At 71.3% G+C, this 17,905-nt stretch carries 16 protein-coding genes and 1 pseudogene; 7 read left to right on the top strand and 10 right to left on the bottom strand.

The annotated features are described in order from the left end of the window. On the bottom strand, nt 1-4,381 hold a 4,381-nt coding region (locus tag CCL05_RS28275; RefSeq protein ID WP_244204442.1), incomplete at its 3' end, for an ATP-dependent helicase. 92 nt (nt 4,382-4,473) lie between these two features. Between CCL05_RS28275 and CCL05_RS28270 the strand changes: the two are divergent. From CCL05_RS28270 to CCL05_RS28260, 3 genes and pseudogenes are all read left to right on the top strand, one after another. Beyond that, nucleotides 4,474-5,442: pseudogene (locus CCL05_RS28270) on the top strand (AraC family transcriptional regulator); the annotation flags it as partial. Continuing rightward, nucleotides 5,328-6,050, top strand: coding sequence for an AzlC family ABC transporter permease (locus CCL05_RS28265; protein WP_086563399.1), 723 nt, complete (start codon nt 5,328-5,330; stop codon nt 6,048-6,050). The pseudogene CCL05_RS28270 and the gene CCL05_RS28265, both read left to right, overlap by 115 nt. Next, nucleotides 6,047-6,355 (top strand): AzlD domain-containing protein, encoded by a 309-nt coding sequence (locus CCL05_RS28260; RefSeq protein WP_086563391.1) that lies wholly within the window; start codon nt 6,047-6,049, stop codon nt 6,353-6,355. The genes CCL05_RS28265 and CCL05_RS28260 overlap by 4 nt, the downstream gene beginning before the upstream one ends. Here the strand turns inward: CCL05_RS28260 and CCL05_RS28255 are convergent, their stop codons facing one another. Beyond that, nucleotides 6,356-7,300: a hypothetical protein gene (locus CCL05_RS28255; protein ID WP_086563390.1), complete on the bottom strand. Its 945-nt coding sequence runs from the start codon at nt 7,298-7,300 to the stop codon at nt 6,356-6,358. 80 nt (nt 7,301-7,380) lie between these two features. Between CCL05_RS28255 and CCL05_RS28250 the strand changes: the two genes are divergently transcribed. From CCL05_RS28250 to recX, 4 genes are all read left to right on the top strand, one after another. After that, nucleotides 7,381-7,575: a DUF3046 domain-containing protein gene (locus tag CCL05_RS28250; protein WP_086563389.1), complete on the top strand. Its 195-nt coding sequence runs from the start codon at nt 7,381-7,383 to the stop codon at nt 7,573-7,575. 84 nt (nt 7,576-7,659) lie between these two features. After that, nucleotides 7,660-9,006, top strand: a complete 1,347-nt coding sequence (locus CCL05_RS28245) for an AI-2E family transporter (RefSeq protein WP_086563387.1) — start codon at nt 7,660-7,662, stop codon at nt 9,004-9,006. A 229-nt stretch (nt 9,007-9,235) separates the two neighbouring features. Beyond that, nucleotides 9,236-10,360, top strand: a complete 1,125-nt coding sequence (gene recA / locus CCL05_RS28240; protein WP_086563385.1) for a recombinase RecA — start codon at nt 9,236-9,238, stop codon at nt 10,358-10,360. A 3-nt stretch (nt 10,361-10,363) separates the two neighbouring features. Further along, the gene (gene recX / locus CCL05_RS28235; protein WP_086563383.1) at nt 10,364-11,218 is read left to right on the top strand and encodes a recombination regulator RecX; all 855 of its coding nucleotides are present in this window, start codon (nt 10,364-10,366) and stop codon (nt 11,216-11,218) included. A gap of 44 nt (nt 11,219-11,262) precedes the next feature. Here the strand turns inward: recX and CCL05_RS28230 are convergent, their stop codons facing one another. The 8 genes from CCL05_RS28230 to CCL05_RS28200 form a co-directional block, all read right to left on the bottom strand. After that, nucleotides 11,263-11,631 (bottom strand): rhodanese-like domain-containing protein, encoded by a 369-nt coding sequence (locus CCL05_RS28230; protein WP_244204443.1) that lies wholly within the window; start codon nt 11,629-11,631, stop codon nt 11,263-11,265. 92 nt (nt 11,632-11,723) lie between these two features. Then, nucleotides 11,724-12,311, bottom strand: a complete 588-nt coding sequence (locus CCL05_RS28225; RefSeq protein ID WP_086563381.1) for a cupin domain-containing protein — start codon at nt 12,309-12,311, stop codon at nt 11,724-11,726. A gap of 100 nt (nt 12,312-12,411) precedes the next feature. Continuing rightward, nucleotides 12,412-12,483 carry a putative leader peptide gene (locus tag CCL05_RS47310; protein WP_309544753.1) on the bottom strand — a complete coding sequence of 24 codons (72 nt, stop codon included), beginning with the start codon at nt 12,481-12,483 and terminating at the stop codon, nt 12,412-12,414. Nucleotides 12,484-12,592: 109 nt separating this feature from the next. Next, on the bottom strand, nt 12,593-14,200 hold the full coding sequence (locus CCL05_RS28220; RefSeq protein ID WP_086563379.1) for an FAD-dependent monooxygenase: 1,608 nt from the start codon (nt 14,198-14,200) through the stop codon (nt 12,593-12,595). 176 nt (nt 14,201-14,376) lie between these two features. Further along, the gene (locus CCL05_RS28215) at nt 14,377-15,270 is read right to left on the bottom strand and encodes an amino acid ABC transporter permease (protein ID WP_086563377.1); all 894 of its coding nucleotides are present in this window, start codon (nt 15,268-15,270) and stop codon (nt 14,377-14,379) included. Then, nucleotides 15,267-15,932, bottom strand: coding sequence for an amino acid ABC transporter permease (locus tag CCL05_RS28210; RefSeq protein ID WP_086563375.1), 666 nt, complete (start codon nt 15,930-15,932; stop codon nt 15,267-15,269). Before CCL05_RS28210 ends, CCL05_RS28215 begins: the two co-directional genes overlap by 4 nt. 83 nt (nt 15,933-16,015) lie before the next feature. Then, a complete protein-coding gene (locus CCL05_RS28205; protein ID WP_086563373.1) occupies nt 16,016-16,855 on the bottom strand; it encodes a glutamate ABC transporter substrate-binding protein in 840 nt (279 codons plus the stop codon). Between the two features lie 80 nt (nt 16,856-16,935). Beyond that, nucleotides 16,936-17,712 (bottom strand): amino acid ABC transporter ATP-binding protein, encoded by a 777-nt coding sequence (locus tag CCL05_RS28200; RefSeq protein WP_010034788.1) that lies wholly within the window; start codon nt 17,710-17,712, stop codon nt 16,936-16,938. Nucleotides 17,713-17,905: the final 193 nt, after the last annotated feature.

Raw genomic sequence — 17,905 nt, 5'->3', positions numbered from 1 at the left:
GGTCGCCCGGGTGGTCGTCGGGCGGGAACGAGTCGTCCTGTCCGGCGAAGTCATGTCCGGCGAAGTCATGGGCGGGGAAGTCATGCGCGGGGAACGGATCGAGGCCGGGGCCGGGAGGCGGGCCGGGCAGGTCCTCGCCGCGGTCGCGGGCGTTGGCCACCGCGCGCAGGCGGTCCACGGCTCCGTCCATCGCGAACTGCGCGGCGCCGAGGCCCTCCACGACGTAGCCGCGGCGGGCCTGGCCGCTCTCCTCGAAGGCGGACAGGACGCGGTACGTCGCAGAGAAGCCGCCCTCGACGCCCTCCGCCGAGACCGCGCCCCTGGTCACCACGCCGTGCCGGTCGAGGAGCGTGCGGGCGAGGGCGTGCGCCCGCACCGTCGGGTCCGGCTCATGGGCCGGGAGCAGGGACCAGCGGCCGGCGACGGTCGGCGGGCCGGACCGGGAAGCTGGGCGGGCGGCGGCCGTCAGGGAGCCGTAGCGGCCGCGCGGGACCGCACGCTTGGCGCGGTGGGCCGTGGAGCCGGCGGTGCGGCCCGAGCCGAGCAGGGAGCGCATGGGGGCGAGCGTGTCGTTGGTCAGGCGTCCGGACCAGGCCAGATCCCAGAGCGCGTCGGCCAGCTGAGGATCGGTGGCGTCGGGGTGGGTGGTGGCCCGGACCTGGTCGGCGATCTGGCGGAAGAACAGGCCGTAGCCGCCGGAGAGGGTGTCCAGGACGGACTGGTGCAGGGCAGTCAGCTCCAGGGGGTGCGGGGGCGGCAGGAGCAGGGGCGCCGCGTCCGCCAGGTAGAGGGAGACCCAGCCGTCCTTGCCGGGGAGGGAACCCGCCCCGGCCCAGAGGACCTCTCCGGCGGCGGTGAGCTCGTCCAGCATGGCCGGGTTGTAGTTCACGACCCTGGAAGGCAGCACCAGCTTCTCCAGGGCGGAGGCGGGCACGGACGCGCCCTGCACCTGCTCGATGGCGCGCACCAGGCCGTCGATGCCGCGCAGGGAGTGCCCCTTGCCGATGTGCTGCCACTGGGGGAGGAACTGGGCGAGCGCGGCCGGCGGCACCGGCTCCAGCTCATGGCGCAGGGCCGCCAGGGAGCGGCGGCGCAGCCGGCGCAGCACGGCCGCGTCGCACCACTCCTGGCCGATCCCGGCCGGGTGGAACTCGCCCTGGACGACCCGGCCCGCCGCGGCCAGCCGCTGGAGGGCGCCCTCGGTGACGGCCACGCCCAGGCCGAAGCGGGCCGCCGCCGTGGTCGAGGTGAACGGGCCGTGGGTGCGGGCGTAACGCGCGAGGAGGTCGCCGAGCGGGTCCTTGACGGGCTCCGTGAAGGCCTCCGGGACACCGACCGGCAGGGCGGTGCCCAGTGCGTCGCGCAGTCGGCCGGCGTCCTCGATCGCCGCCCAGTGGTCACTGCCCGCGATCCGGACCCGGATGGCGCGCCGGGCGCCGGCCAGGTCCTGAGCCCACTGCGGTTCGGCGCCCCGCTCGGCCAGTTCCGCGTCCGTGAGCGGGCCGAGGAGGCGGAGGAGGTCCGCGACGCCCTCGGCGTCCTTGACGCGGCGGTCCTCGGTGAGCCATTGAAGCTCCCGCTCCAGCTCCGTCAGCACCTCCGCGTCGAGCAGCTCGCGCAGCTCCGCCTGGCCCAGCAGCTCGGCCAGCAGCCGTGAGTCCAGCGACAGGGCCGCGGCGCGGCGCTCGGCGAGCGGGGAATCGCCCTCGTACAGGAACTGGGCGACGTAGCCGAAGAGGAGGGAGCGGGCGAAGGGGGACGGCTCGGGGGTGGTGACCTCGACGAGCCGCACCTTGCGGGACTCCAGGTCGCCCATCAGTTCCACGAGCCCGGGGACGTCGAAGACGTCCTGCAGGCACTCGCGGACCGCCTCCAGGACGATCGGGAACGAGCCGAACTCGCTCGCCACCTGGAGCAGCTGGGAGGCGCGCTGGCGTTGCTGCCACAGCGGCGTGCGCTTGCCCGGGTTGCGGCGCGGGAGCAGCAGCGCGCGGGCGGCGCACTCGCGGAAACGGGCCGCGAACAGCGCCGAGCTTCCCACCTGGTCGGTGACGACCTGGTCGACCTCGCCCTTGTCGAAGACGACGTCGGCGGCGCCCACGGGGGCCTGCTCGGCGTCGTACTCCCGGCCCATCTTCACCGGTTCCTGGTCCAGCAGGTCCAGGCCCATCAGATCGGCGTCCGGCAGACGCAGCACGATGCCGTCGTCGGCGTGCATGACCTGCGCGTCCATGCCGTAGCGCTCGGAGAGCTTCGCGCCGAGCGCGAGCGCCCAGGGGGCGTGCACCTGGGCGCCGAAGGGCGAGTGCACGACCACACGCCAGTCCCCGAGCTCGTCGCGGAAGCGCTCCACGACGATCGTCCGGTCGTCCGGGACGTGGCCGCAGGCCTCGCGCTGCTCGTCCAGGTAGGACAGCACGTTGTCCGCCGCCCAGGCGTCCAGGCCGGCGGCGAGGAGGCGCAGCCGGGCGTCGTCCTTGGACAGCGAGCCGACCTCACGCAGGAACGCGCCCAGCGCCCGGCCCAGTTCGAGCGGGCGGCCCAGCTGGTCGCCCTTCCAGAAGGGCAGCCGGCCCGGCACGCCGGGGGCGGGGGAGACCAGGACGCGGTCGCGGGTGATGTCCTCGATGCGCCAGGAGCTCGTGCCGAGCGTGAAGACGTCGCCGACGCGGGACTCGTAGACCATCTCCTCGTCGAGCTCGCCGACCCGGCCGCCGCCCTTCTTGGGGTCGGCGCCGGCGAGGAAGACGCCGAAGAGACCGCGGTCGGGGATCGTGCCCCCGGACGTGACGGCGAGGCGCTGCGCGCCGGGACGGCCCGTGATCTCCCCGGTGACGCGGTCCCACACCACGCGCGGGCGCAGCTCGGCGAACGCGTCGGACGGGTAGCGGCCGGCCAGCATGTCGAGGACCGCCGTGAAGGCCGACTCCGGGAGCGAGGCGAAGGGGGCTGCCCGTCGCACGGCGGCGAGGAGGTCGTCGAACTGCCAGGTGTCCATGGCCGTCATGGCGACGATCTGCTGGGCCAGGACGTCCAGCGGGTTGGCGGGGACCCTGAGGGACTCGATGGCGCCGGTCCGCATGCGCTCGGTGACCACCGCCGCCTGGACCAGGTCGCCGCGGTACTTCGGGAAGACCACGCCGGTGGAGACCGCGCCCACCTGGTGGCCCGCCCGGCCGACGCGTTGCAGGCCGGAGGCCACCGAGGGGGGTGATTCGACCTGGACCACCAGGTCGACCGCGCCCATGTCGATGCCCAGTTCGAGACTGGACGTGGCCACGACCGCCGGGAGGCGGCCCGCCTTGAGGTCCTCCTCGACCAGGGCACGCTGCTCCTTGGACACCGAGCCGTGGTGGGCGCGGGCGATGACCTGGGGCGCGCCCTGGGCGGCTCCCGAACCGCCCATGAGCTCGGCGGGGGAGTGGTGCTCGTCGAGGGTCTCGCCCGTGGCCCGTTCGTACGCGATCTCGTTCAGGCGGTTGCACAGGCGCTCCGCGAGGCGGCGGGAGTTCGCGAAGACGATCGTGGAGCGGTGGGACTGGACGAGGTCGGTGATCCGCTCCTCCACGTGCGGCCAGATCGACGGGCGCTCGGCGCCCTCCGAGCCGTCCGCCACCGGGGAGCCGCCCAGCTCGCCCAGGTCCTCGACCGGGACGACCACGGAGAGGTCGAACTCCTTGCCCGACTCCGGCTGGACGATCTCCACCTTGCGGCGGGGCGAGAGGAAACGGGCCACCTCGTCGACCGGCCGGACCGTCGCGGAGAGGCCGATGCGGCGGGCGGGCTTGGGGAGGAGCTCGTCCAGCCGCTCCAGGGAGAGGGCGAGGTGGGCGCCGCGCTTGGTGCCCGCGACCGCGTGCACCTCGTCGAGGATCACCGTCTCCACGCCGGTCAGCGCGTCGCGCGTGGCCGACGTCAGCATCAGGAACAGCGACTCGGGGGTGGTGATCAGGATGTCCGGCGGGCGGGTGGACAGGGCGCGCCGCTCGGCGGCGGGGGTGTCGCCCGAGCGGATGCCCACCTTCACCTCGGGCTCGGGCAGGCCCATCCGTACGGATTCCTGGCGGATGCCGGTCAGGGGACTGCGGAGGTTGCGCTCGACGTCCACGGCCAGGGCCTTCAGCGGCGAGATGTACAGGACCCGGCAGCGCTTCCTCGGGTCGGCGGGAGGAGGAGTCGAAGCGAGCTGGTCCAGGGCGGCGAGGAAGGCGGCCAGGGTCTTGCCGGAGCCCGTGGGGGCGACGACGAGCACGTCCGAACCCTCGTGGATGGCCTGCCACGCACCGGACTGGGCCGTGGTGGGCGCCGAGAAGGCGCCCGAGAACCAGGCGCGGGTCGCGGGGGAGAAGCCGTCCAGGGGTCCGGGTGCTGTGCTGGGCATGCGTCCATCGTGCACCCCACCACTGACAACGGGAGCCCGCCGCGGTCCGGCCTGCCGTTTCGGGGTGGGCCGGGGGGTCGGACAATGGCCGTATGAGCGAGCGCGCGCGGCACTGGCAGTACGCCGAGCTGCCCGGGGTGGACCTGCTGCGGGCCCGGTACGTGCGGAAGACGTTCGTGCGGCACACGCACGAGAACTTCGTGATCGCCGCCATCGCCGACGGGGTGGAGGTGTTTCACCACGGCGGGGGCGATCAGTACGCGGGGGCCGGGGCTCTCGCGCTGGTGAATCCGGATACTCCGCACACCGGGCGGGCCGGTGTGCCGGAGGGGTGGCGGTACGGGGCCGTGTATCCGCCCGTCGATGTCGTGGCGGAGATCGCGGCCGAGACCACGGCGCTGCGGGGGACACCGGGGTTCGTCAGCCCCGTGGTGGACGACCCGTACGCCGTCGGGCTGGTGCATCAGGTGCTGCGGGCCGCCGACGAGGGCAACGCGCTGGCCGCGGACACGCTGCTGCGGGTCGCCGTGACCAGGTTGCTGCGGCTGAACGGCGGGCCCATGCCACGGCGGGAGGTGCGGACGGCGGGGGCCCGGATCGCGGCACGCGCGCGTGCGGTGCTGGAGGAGCGGATGGCGCGGCCGCCGAGCCTGGAGCGGTTGGCGGCCGACCTCGGGACCAGTCCCTTCGCCTTGCTGCGGGCCTTCCGGGACGCCTACGGGATGCCGCCGCACGCGTGGCTCACGGACGCGCGGATACGGCGGGCGCGGCGGCTGCTGGACCTCGGGACGGCGCCCTCGGAGGTCGCCGTGGCCGTGGGCTTCACCGATCAGCCGCACCTCAACCGGCACTTCAGCCGGATGGTCGGTGTGCCGCCGGGGGCCTATCAGCGGGAGCGCAAGAACGTACAAGACCTGCGGTAGCGGCTCCTCGTAGCGTGCGGGGCGTGGCAGATCGCACAGCTCTCGAAGAGACAGAGACCAGTGGGAAGGCGGACCGTGCCGTCGTGCGGGACGCCCTGGGCGTCGGAGTGGCCGTCGGGCTCTCCGGGTTCGCCTTCGGGGTGACATCGGCCGGCAGTGGACTCACGCTGATGCAGACGTGCGCGCTCAGTCTGCTGGTGTTCACCGGCGCGTCCCAGTTCGCCCTGGTGGGCGCCCTCGCGGCCGGTGGCGGCCCGTTCACGGCGGCGGCCGGGGCCTTTTTCCTGGGCGTACGGAACGCCTTCTACGGCCTGCGTCTGTCACAGATGCTGGCCCTCCCGCGCGCGGTGCGGCCGTTCGCCGCCCAGTGGGTGATCGACGAGACGGCCGCCGTCGCGCTCGCACAGCCCACGCGGCGCGCTGCGCGGATCGGTTTCCTGGTGACGGGGCTGAGCCTGTACGTCCTGTGGAACCTCACCACGCTGCTCGGCGCCCTGGGCGCCGAGGCCATCGGGGACACCGACGCGTGGGGGCTGGACGCGGCAGGACCCGCGGTGTTCCTGGCGCTGCTCGCCCCGATGCTGAAGACCGGCACCGAGCGGGCCGCCGCCGGGCTCGCCGTGCTGCTGGGGCTCGGGCTGCTGCCCGTGCTGCCCGCCGGTGTGCCGGTTCTGCTGGCCGCGCTGGCGGCGCCGGTCGTGCTCTGGGCGGACGGCCGGCGCAGGGGACAGGGGGAGCAGGGGTGAACGTCTGGATCGCGATCGGTGTGACCGTCCTCGGGTGCTACGCCGTCAAGCTGGCCGGGCTGCTGGTGCCCGCGGGGGCGCTCGAGCGGCCCGTCGTGAAGCGGCTCGCCGCGCTGCTGCCCGTCGCCTTGCTGGCGGCCCTCACGGCCCAGCAGACCTTCGCCGACGGACAGGCGCTGGTCCTGGACGCGCGGGCCGCCGGAGTCGGAGCCGCCGCTGTGGCGCTGATGCTGCGGGCGCCGTTCCTGCTCGTCGTCGCAGCGGCTGTGGTGGTGACCGCGGGAGTGCGGGCCATGGGGGCCTGATCAGCCGATGCCGCGGCCGTAGGCGCTGAGGGTGCGCAGGGCCTCGATCGTCACCACCGGGCGGGCCTCCAGGGCGGGGGCCGAGGCCCAGCGGCGCCACCGGACGGGCCAGCCACCGTCCTCCTGTTGCTGGGCCGCGAGGTGGTCCAGCGAGCGGGCCATCTCCTCGTCGGTGAACCACGCGCGCGCGAGGGAGCACGGTGTCCTCGCGTAGTCGTACGGAAAGTGGTGCTCGCCCTGGGCGTAACCAGGAGGTACCGGGTACACGTCCAGATTCTCGGGGTCCAGAGCCGCCAGACGGTGTTCGCGGACCAGGCGGCCCAGACGATCGGCGGCCGCCTCCGCGCGCGTGCGGTCCGGGGCGGAGTCGAGGAAGGCCACGGCGGCCTCGATCTCGTAGGGGTGGGACTTCTCCAGCGACTCGACCGCCTGCCAGCAGAAGTCCGTGGCCCGGAACAGCCAGGCGTGCCACACCTCGTTGCGGTGCAGCAGCCCCACCACCGGCCCGGTGGCCAGGAGGTCGCTGGGCGGGTCCTCCACGACCGGTACGAAGGGCGCCGTCGGGTAGCCGCGCTGGCTGGGGTGGATCGCCGGGAGGGCGCCGTCCGCCGTGGAGACGGAGGTCAGATAGCGGCACATGCGTTCCACTCGCTGGCCGGCGCAGCGTCCCACGGCGTCCAGGACGCGCAGGGCGTGGGCGGTGTGCAGCGGCTGGCTGACCGGGCCGCGCAGGTCGGGCTCCAGCGCGTGGCCGTACCCGCCGTCCTCGTTGCGGTAGGCATCCAGGGCGGTCTCCACCGGGTCGGCGGCGCCGCCCCGGAAGTGGTGGGCGAAGAGGCGCTGCTCGAGCACGCGCGCGGTGAGCCAGACGAAGCGTTCCGCACGCGCCACGGGGGTGTGCGGCGCGGGCGACTGGGGGAGTGAGGGAGCTCCTGTTTCGGCCATGGGTCAGACCGTAGGGCGCAATACGGTGCCGGCAGGCGGTCCCGGCCCAGGCCCACCCGCAGGGGCGGGATACTGGAGTCATGCGGTTGACGGTCTTCTGGCAGCGGATGGCGGAGCACTTCGGTCCGGGATACGCCGACACCTTCGCGCGCGACCATGTGATGGCGGAGCTCGGCGGGCGCACCGTCCACGGGGCGCTCGACGCCGGCTGGGACGCCAAGGAGGTCTGGCAGGTGGTGTGTGCGGTGATGGACGTCCCGAGGGAGAAGCGTTGACCCGTCGTGGAGACCGCTGACTGACGGCCCACGAAGATCGCACGCGGGCAGACGGCTGTCGGTGGCGTGGGCGAGACTTGGTGCGTGGCACCCACTGACGAGACCGGGCAGGCAGCTCAGCAGTCCTCCCCGTTCGGCACGACACCGCCCGCGTCGCCCCCGCCCCCGGCCGGGGACACCGGGCCGAACGGCCGCATGCCGCGCTGGCTGCCGCGCGCCCTGGTGCTCGCACTCGCCCTCGTCGCCGTGTTCCAGCTGGGCAGCTGGGCCTTCCACCAGCTCACCGGGCTGCTGGTCAACATCCTCATCGCGTTCTTCCTGGCGCTCGCCATCGAGCCGGCGGTGAGCTGGATGGCCTCGCGCGGTATGCGCAGGGGACTGGCCACGTTCATCGTCTTCATCGGCGTGATGATCGGGGTGGCGGGCTTCGTCACGCTGCTCGGCTCCATCCTCGCGGACCAGATCATCAAGATGATCGAGGGCTTCCCGGGCTACCTCGACTCCGTCATCCACTGGGTCAACACGCACTTCAAAACCGATCTGAAGCGCGTGGACATCCAGGAGGGCCTGCTGCGCTCCGACTGGCTGCGCACCTACGTGCAGAACAGCGCCACGGGTGTCCTGGACGTGTCCGCCCAGGTCATCGGAGGTCTCTTCCAGCTGCTGACGATCGCGCTGTTCTCGTTCTACTTCGCCGCGGACGGCCCGCGACTGCGCCGCACGATCTGCTCCCTCCTGCCGCCCGCCCGGCAGGCCGAGGTGCTGCGCGCCTGGGAGATCGCCGTGAACAAGACCGGCGGCTACATCTACTCGCGCGGCCTGATGGCACTGATCTCCGGCATAGCGCACTTCGTCCTCCTGCAGGCCCTGGACGTGCCCTACGCGCCCGTGCTCGCCGTGTGGGTGGGCCTGGTGTCGCAGTTCATCCCCACCATCGGCACGTATCTCGCGGGCGCGCTGCCCATGCTGATCGCGTTCACGGTCAACCCCTGGTACGCGCTGTGGGTGCTGATCTTCGTGGTGATCTACCAGCAGTTCGAGAACTACGTGCTCCAGCCGAAGCTGACGTCCAAGACCGTCGACATCCACCCCGCGGTCGCCTTCGGCTCGGTCATCGCGGGCACCGCGCTCCTGGGCGCCGTCGGCGCGCTGATCGCCATCCCCGCCATCGCCACGCTCCAGGCCTTCCTGGGGGCCTACGTGAAGCGGTACGCCGTCACGGACGACCCCCGGGTGCATGGCCATCACCGCCGCGGGGAGGGGCCGGGCCTCGTCACGCGCGCGAGGCAGCTGTGGGCACGGCGGGCCGGGGCGGAGCGGCCCGACGCCGGGCAGTCCGACGCCGGGCAGTCCGAGGGCGGACGGTCCGATGGCGGGGGATCCGGGGACGGGCGGTCCGGGGACGAGGGCTCCGGGGAGAGCCCGGCCTGAGTCGCCGCGCCCTGTCACGGAGGTGCCGCATGGTGCGCTTGACACGAAAATCGAACATCCATTCTTATGGAGTCTCCGGCGAAGCTCAACGACGGGCAGTTCGACGTACTTTGGGTGGAGAAGTGCCCGAGTTATCCACAGGCCGGACGTGCGTCGGGGCGCATTGTCAGTGGCAGGCGTTAGCGTCTTTGACGTGAAGCGATCGACTCAAGCAAATCGGGTGGAACCCATGGCAGGAACCGACCGCGAGAAGGCCCTGGATGCCGCTCTCGCACAGATTGAACGGCAATTCGGCAAGGGCGCGGTCATGCGCATGGGCGACCGGACCAAGGAGCCCATCGAGGTCATCCCGACCGGATCCACCGCCCTCGACGTGGCCCTCGGCGTGGGCGGCCTGCCCCGCGGCCGTGTCGTGGAGATCTACGGACCGGAGTCCTCCGGTAAGACCACCCTGACCCTGCACGCGGTGGCGAACGCGCAGAAGGCCGGCGGCCAGGTCGCCTTCGTCGACGCGGAGCACGCACTCGACCCCGAGTACGCGAAGAAGCTCGGTGTCGACATCGACAACCTCATCCTCTCCCAGCCGGACAACGGCGAGCAGGCCCTGGAGATCGTGGACATGCTGGTCCGCTCCGGCGCCCTCGACCTCATCGTCATCGACTCCGTCGCGGCGCTCGTCCCGCGCGCGGAGATCGAGGGCGAGATGGGCGACAGCCACGTGGGTCTGCAGGCCCGCCTGATGAGCCAGGCCCTGCGGAAGATCACCAGCGCGCTCAACCAGTCCAAGACCACCGCGATCTTCATCAACCAGCTCCGCGAGAAGATCGGCGTGATGTTCGGCTCCCCGGAGACCACGACCGGTGGCCGGGCGCTGAAGTTCTACGCCTCGGTGCGCATCGACATCCGCCGCATCGAAACCCTGAAGGACGGCACGGACGCGGTCGGCAACCGCACCCGCTGCAAGGTCGTCAAGAACAAGGTCGCGCCGCCCTTCAAGCAGGCCGAGTTCGACATCCTCTACGGTCACGGCATCAGCCGCGAGGGCGGTCTGATCGACATGGGCGTGGAGCACGGCTTCGTCCGCAAGGCCGGCGCCTGGTACACGTACGAGGGCGACCAGCTCGGCCAGGGCAAGGAGAACGCGCGCAACTTCCTGAAGGACAATCCCGACCTGGCCAACGAGATCGAGAAGAAGATCAAGGAGAAGCTGGGCGTCGGTGTGCGTCCCGAGGAGCCGGCCGCCGAGCCGGGCACGGACGCGGCGGTCTCCCCGGCACCGGCCGACGCGCCTGCGGTCCCCGCCCCGGCAGCGGCCAAGACCGCCAAGTCCAAGGCCGCCGCAGCCAAGAGCTGACCCGTGACACGACGAACCGACTGGGCGGAGTACGAGTACGCCGCCTCCGGTGCCCCACGGGGGAGGGGCACCGGAGGGGAGACGGGCTCGGCCGTGGACGGGGAGGACGGGCACGGGGACGACCGGCTGTACGGGGATGACGGGCCGTACGGGGAGGCCTCTCCGTACGGCGGCTCATCCGGCAGAGACTCATCGACCGGAGGCGCACGCGAAGGCGGCTCCTCCAGAGACGGCTCGCGCGGCGGTGGATCGCCCGGTGGGCGTGGACGTGGGCGTCGCCGGCGCCGCTCCGACGCGGCGGATGCCGAGGACGGAGGTTCCCCTTCCTCGTCGAGGGCCGAGCAGGGGGAGCCTCCGGGGGACCCGGTCGAGCAGGCTCGGGCGATCTGCCTGCGCCTGCTCACCGGGACCCCGCGAACCCGCAAGCAACTCGCCGACGCCCTGCGCAAGCGGCAGATCCCGGACGATGCCGCCGAGGAGGTGCTGTCGCGGTTCGAAGAGGTCGGCCTCATCAACGACGGCGCATTCGCCGACGCCTGGGTGGAGTCCCGGCACCACGGCCGAGGGCTGGCCCGGCGGGCGCTCGCCCGGGAGCTGCGGACCAAGGGCGTCGACTCCACGCTGATCGACGAGGCCGTCTCCCAGCTCGACTCGGAGCAGGAGGAGGCGACCGCGCGGGAACTCGTCGCGCGCAAGCTCCGCTCCACCCGGGGGCTCGACCGGGACAAGCGTCTGCGCCGCCTCGCCGGCATGCTCGCCCGCAAGGGCTACTCCGAGGGCATGGCCCTGCGTGTGGTCCGGCAGGCACTGGAGGAGGAGGGCGAGGACACGGAGTTTCTCGGGGACGAGGGGGTCTGAGGCAAGGGCGAGACCCCATGGGGTCCGCGCCCAACGCCCCGGGATCACACCACGGGAAGCCCCGCCGCCCGCCAAGCCTGGAACCCGCCGACCAGATCGGTGGCCCGGTGCAGCCCCAGCTGATGCAGGGACTGGACCGCCAGGCTGGAGGCGTACCCCTCGTTGCAGATCACCACGACGCGCAGGGCGTGGCTCGTGGCCTCGGGGAGACGGTGGCTGCCCTGCGGGTCGAGGCGCCACTCCAGCTCGTTGCGCTCGACGACGAGGGCGCCGGAGACCAGGCCGTCCCGTTCGCGCAGGGCCGCGTAGCGGATGTCCACCAGCAGCGCGTCACCGGCCAGCGCGGCCTCGTACGCCTCCTGCGGTTCGATCCGCTCGTAGCCCGCCCGTACGCGCTCCAGCAACTCGTCGATGCCGACGGGACGCTGGACGCCCCCACTGCCACCTGTGTCCCCACTGCCGCCGCTGCTGCCGCGCCCGTCGCTCACCTGCTCGTGCGTCGCGCTCACTGCCAGTCCTCCGGTCGTTCCACCTGCTCGAGCCGCAGGATCGACCCGCTGCGGCTGAAGCGGCGGATCTGCGGCAGGGGCGGGTAGTAGGCGTGGACGGAGATCGCGTGCCGGTCGGGAGACTCGTTGAGCACCTCGTGGACGTGGTGGCGGCCGAAGGCGCGGCCCTGTCCGGACGGCAGCCGGCGTTCGCGGTCGACATCGTCGGCGAGTTCCAGGGTCTTCCAGCCGTCGGTGGGCAGCCGCGCGGCGAGCGAGTTCTCCTTGAGCTCGCCCGACGCGGTCAGGAAGGCGCCGACGGAGTCGGCATGGTCGTGCCAGCCGGTGCCCGTGCCGGGCGGCCAGCCGATCAGCCAGGCCTCGCTGCCGCCGGGCCCGTCCAGCCGCACCCAGGTGCGGCCTTCCGGGTCGAGCGGCAGGGAGGCGATCAGCTCGGTGTCGGCGGCCGTACGCCGCACGAAGTCGAAGAGGTCGGCCTGAGTGGGCGCCGAAACGGCGGAGGAGACAGACGAGGATCCGGGAGCGGATCCGGGGGCCGATCCAGGAGAGGAGACAGCGGGGGATGCGGAAGGAGATACAGACACGGGTGCCGTCCTGAAGGTCCTGATGAGGGTTCGCGAATCAGGCGCGTCGGCCGCGGCAGAACAGAGCGCGGCGTGCGCCCGGAGGAAGGGGGAGGCGAAGTCAGCAGGACGGGCGACACACGCAGCCCGCATAGCGGACGAGGTCCATATGGACCCTCCGCCACAGGCGCACACAAGTGTCAGTCACGCACCGGAGTACACCATGACGGCCCGGACCGGTCAACTCGCTGTCACCATGCGGACGCACCGTGACAGCGAACACATCACCCTCGGTGTCGACGTCAGCGAGAACCGACCGACGCGCTGGCCTCGGCCTGCGCCTTCGCCGGTCCGCCCACCGCGGCCTCCGCCGCCGCGTACAGGTCGTCCGGGCGCACTCCGCTCAGTGCGGTGACGAGATGGCCGTCGGGGCGCACCAGGAGCACCGTGTGCGCGGCAGCACCCGGATAGCTCTCGGCGACGAGCAGTTCGGCGGGGTGCGGCAGTGCCGTGACCGCGGCCGCGAGGCGGGGCATGATGCCGGCGCTGACCCAGTGCTTGCGCTCCCACACGCCCGTGCCCGGCGCGATGAGCACCACGAGCAGTGCACCGCGGCCGAGCCGGTCCCGCAGCGGTACGAAGGTGCCGTCCTCCGCGGTGACCCGCACGTCGGTGACCGGCGCTCCGAGCGGCGTGTCGACGGGAGTCTCGCCCTCGAGGCGTGGGGGCGCGAGGGGCGAGTCGGCGTACGTCCCCGGCGCGCCGAGCTGGCCGTGCCCCAAGTGACCCTCCGTGAGGAGCGCGTCGTGGCCCCGGGACGAGCCGGGGACGTAGGAGCGCAGGCCTCCGCCGCCGCGCAGCAGTGGCAGTGCCTGGTCGGCGGCGCGCAGGCGGGCGGCGACGACCGCTCGGCGCTCGGTCTGGTAGCTGTCGAGGAGCGCGTCGTGCGGCCCGTGGTGCCAGGCCACGGCCAGCTTCCAGGCGAGGTTGTCGGCGTCCCTGAGGCCCTCGTCGAGCCCGTGCGTGCCCAGCGCGCCGAGCAGGTGGGCCGCGTCCCCGGCGAGGAAGACGCGGTCGGCGCGCCAGCGTCGGGCCAGGCGGTGATGGACCGTGTGGACACCGGTGTCCAGCAGTTCGTACGGCGGGGCCGTGCCGCCCGCCCAGCCGGCCAGGGTCTCCCGGATGCGGGTCAGCAGCAGTTCGGGGGTGACCAGGTCCTTGCCGGGCGGCAGGAGCCAGTCCAGACGCCAGACGCCGTCCGGCAGCGGGCGCGCGGTGACCTCGCCGGCCGAGGGGCCCGACATGCGCCACGGCGGCATGCGGTGCAGCAACGCCTCGTCGTGCCAGGGCAGTTCCGTACGCAGCGCGGCAACGGCGTGACGCTCCACCGCCGTACGGCCCGGGAAGCGGATGTCCTGGAGTTTGCGCACGGTCGAGCGGGGCCCGTCGCAGCCGACCAGGTAACTGCCGCGCCACCAGGTGCCTTTGGGGCCGCGGGTGTGGGCCGTGACGCCCGAGGACTCCTGTTCGATGCCGTCGAGCCGGCTCTCCACCGCGATCTTGACGAGCCGTTCGCCGGACAGGGCCGCGCGCAGGGCGCCGGTCAGCACGTGCTGGGCGATGTGCAGGGGGACGGGATCAGCGCCGTCGAAAACGATCTCGCGCATCACCTGCTTGCGCCGCATCGACCGCCATCCGGCCCAGTGGGCGCCGGCCCGGGACAGGGGCACACCGGTCAGCCGTTCCACGAGGGCGACGGTGTCCTCGCGCAGGACGACGGTGCGCGCCGCACGGGGTTCGTCCTTGCCCGGCCCCTCGTCGAGGACGACGCACGGCACCTCCTGACGCGCCAGCGCCAGGGCGAGCGTGAGCCCGACGGGCCCCGCTCCGACGATGATCACCGGGTCCACGGCGCGGCGCCCCCTGCCCGTGGTGTTGTCCTGAGAGACACAGGTGAACAGGAAGTTGGAGCAGGGTGCACGATCACAGAACGTATGCAACCCATTGCCGGTGCTTGCGTCAAGTGACCAGGGGCAGTGGCGATCATGCCACTGCCCCTGAGTGTGTCACGTGAGGTGAATGCGTGTCAGACGGTGCCTCCGGGGCCGGTGCCGGTCGTACCGGCGACCTCCGCGTCGTTCACGCCCACGACCGCGCCCGTGGACTTCTTGGCCCTGCGCAGCCGGCGCTCCAGCCAGCCGGCGAACGAGGTGAGGGCGAAGTTGAGCGCGATGAAGATGAGGGCCACGACGGTGAAGCTGGCGATGATGTTCGCGCCGTAGTACCCGCTCATGGTGTTCGCCGAGGAGAGCAGTTCGGAGTAGGTGAGGACGGCGCCGCCGAGCGCGGTGTCCTTCACGATGACGACGAGCTGGCTCACGATGGCCGGCAGCATCGCGGTGACGGCCTGGGGCAGCAGGATCAGGCGCATCAGCTGGCCCTTGCGCAGGCCGATCGCCATCGCCGCTTCCGACTGGCCCTTGGGCAGGGACAGGATGCCCGCCCGGACGATCTCCGCGAGGACGGAGGCGTTGTAGAGCACCAGGCCGGTGACGACCGCGTAGAGCGGACGGTCGTCGGAGCTGACGTTGGTGTACTCGGCGAACAGAGCGAGGCCGAAGATCATCAGCACCAGCACGGGGATGGAGCGGAAGAACTCCACCACGATCGCGGCGGGCGCCCTGACCCATGCGTGGTCCGACAGACGGGCGATGCCGAGGACCGCGCCCAGCGGCATCGCGATGATCACCGCCAGGGCGGCGGCTTTCAGGGTGTTCTGCAGACCCGGCCAGATGTACGTGGACCAGGCCTCGGTGTGGAAGAACGGCTCCCACAGAGCCCACTCCAGCTGGCCCTTGTCCTTGAGGGTCCCGAACACCCACCACAGCAGAGCGGCGAGTGCGACCAGGAAGACCACCGTGAGGATGACGTTGCGCCGCTTGGCGCGAGGCCCCTGGGCGTCGTACAGAACGGAGCTCATCGCTTCACCGCCACCTTCTTGCCCACCCAGCCGAGGAACAGGCCGGTCGGCAGTGTCAGGACCACGAAACCGAACGCGATGATCGCGGAGATCAGCAGCAGCTGAGCCTCGTTCTCGATCATCTCCTTCATCAGTACTGCCGCTTCGGCGACACCGATGGCGGCGGCCACCGTCGTGTTCTTGATGAGGGCGATCAGTACGTTGGCCAGCGGTACCACGGATGAACGGAACGCCTGGGGCAACACGATCAGACCCAGCACCTGGTTGAAACTGAGACCGATCGCGCGAGCCGCCTCCGCCTGCCCGACCGGCACCGTGTTGATGCCGGAGCGCAGCGCCTCGCATACGAAGGACGAGGTGTAGAGGATCAGGCCCAGGACGGCGAGCCGGAAGTTGATCGTCTCGACGTCGTTCGCGCCGAGGGAGACTCCCAACGTCTGGTTCAGACCCAGCGACGTGAACAGGATGATCACGGTCAGCGGGATGTTCCGCACGATGTTCACGTAGGCGGTCCCGAAACCGCGCATCAGCGGCACCGGGCCGACGCGCATGGCGGCCAGCAGGGTGCCCCAGATCAGGGAGCCGACGGCGGAGAGCACAGCGAGCTGCACTGTCGTCCAGAAGGCTCCCAGCAGGTCGTAATCCTCAAGAAAGTCGAACACGATCTCCCGTGCTTCCGCGTGTAGGGATGCCCACGCCGGTGCGCCACCCCTTCCGGTGGGCGGCGCACCGGCCAGGCGCTGCCTCAGCTCTTGATGTCGCCGATCTTCGGCGCGGGCTCGTTCTTGTAGTTGGCCGGGCCGAGGTTCTTGTCCACGGCCTTCTGCCACGAACCGTCGGCGACCATCTCCTCAAGAGCCTTGTTGATCTTGTTCTTGAGGTCGCTGCCCTTCTTGACGCCGATGCCGTAGTTCTCGTTGGTCAGCTTGAAGCCGCCGAGCTTGAACTTGCCCTTGAACTGCGACTGAGCGGCGTAACCGGCGAGGATCGAGTCGTCCGTGGTCAGCGCGTCGACGGCACCGTTCTGCAGCCCGGGCAGGCAGGCGGAGTACGTCGGGTACGGCTGCAGCTGCGCCTTGGGAGCCAGCTTCTCCTTGACGTTCTGCGCCGAGGTCGAGCCGGTGACCGAGCACAGCTTGGCGTTGTTGAGGTCCTTCGGCGACTTGATCTTGTTGTCGTCCGCACGAACCAGAACATCCTGGTGCGCCAGCAGGTACGGCCCGGCGAAGTCGACCTTCTGCTGACGCTCCGGGGTGATCGAGTAGGTCGCGGCGATGAAGTCGACGTCACCGCGCTGGAGCAGGGTCTCGCGGTCGGCGCTCTTCGCTTCCTTCCACTCGATCTGGTCCGCCTTGTAACCGAGCTTCTTCGCGACGTAGGTGGCGACATCGACGTCGAAGCCGGCGTAGCCCTGCGGCGTCTTCTGGCCGAGGCCCGGCTGGTCGAACTTGATGCCGACGGTGATCGTCTTGCCGCCACCGGAGCTGGAGCCGCCGCCCGTGCTGTTGTCGCCGCCGCACGCGGTGGCGGTCAGGGCGAGGGCGAAGACGGTGGCCGAGGCGGCGGTGACCTTGCGGAGCTTCATGGTGAACATCCTTTGACTTGAGAAGAGATGCGGGCCGTCAAGGGCGGTGACGCGGGTCGCGTCGAGCGGGACGCGCGCTGTCAGTGGTGCAGGATCTTCGACAGGAAGTCCTTGGCACGGTCACTGCGCGGGTTGCTGAAGAACTGGTCGGGCGCAGCCTCCTCGACGATTCGGCCGTCCGCCATGAACACCACGCGGTTTGCGGCCGATCGTGCGAAACCCATCTCGTGGGTGACGACGATCATGGTCATGCCGTCCCGGGCGAGCTGCTGCATGACCTCCAGCACCTCGTTGATCATCTCGGGGTCGAGCGCGGAGGTCGGCTCGTCGAAGAGCATGACCTTCGGCTCCATGGCCAGCGCCCGCGCGATCGCGACGCGCTGCTGCTGGCCGCCGGAGAGCTGTGCCGGGTACTTCTCGGCCTGCGCGGCGACGCCGACCCGGTCGAGCAGGGCGCGGGCCCGCTCCTCGGCCGCGCTCTTGTCCTTCTTGCGGACCTTGATCTGGCCGAGCATCACGTTCTCGAGCACGGTCTTGTGCGCGAAGAGGTTGAAGGACTGGAAGACCATCCCGACGTCGGCCCGCAGCCGTGCCAGCTCCCTGCCCTCGGCGGGCAGCGGCTTGCCGTCGATCGTGATCGAGCCGGAGTCGATCGTCTCCAGGCGGTTGATGGTGCGGCACAGGGTGGACTTGCCGGACCCGGAGGGCCCGATGACCACGACGACTTCACCGCGGGCGATCGTCAGGTCGATGTCCTGGAGTACGTGCAACGCGCCGAAGTGCTTGTTGACGCTCTTCAGGACGACCAGTTCTCCGGTCGCGGCCACATCTTCCTTGGCCACCGATACTTCGGTCATCGCTCTCAGGCTCCGTCCTCCTCGGTTTCGGAGGACAGTAGTAACCCTCTACGACCTGCGTCATTACATCTGAGGGGAATCTGAGCATCACGATCCGATAGCAATCGGACACGTGTCGTAGCACTTGTGAGCAGCGCTCATATCGGCCGGGTAACGGAAGCTCTCCGCAACCGGAACCCTCTTGACGCCGTCC

This window comes from Streptomyces africanus (genome assembly GCF_002150735.1).
GTDB classification, from domain to species: Bacteria; Actinomycetota; Actinomycetes; order Streptomycetales; family Streptomycetaceae; genus Streptomyces; species Streptomyces africanus.
The sequence above is the reverse complement of the archived record's forward strand: the minus strand, read 5'-3'. Positions and strand labels throughout refer to the sequence as shown.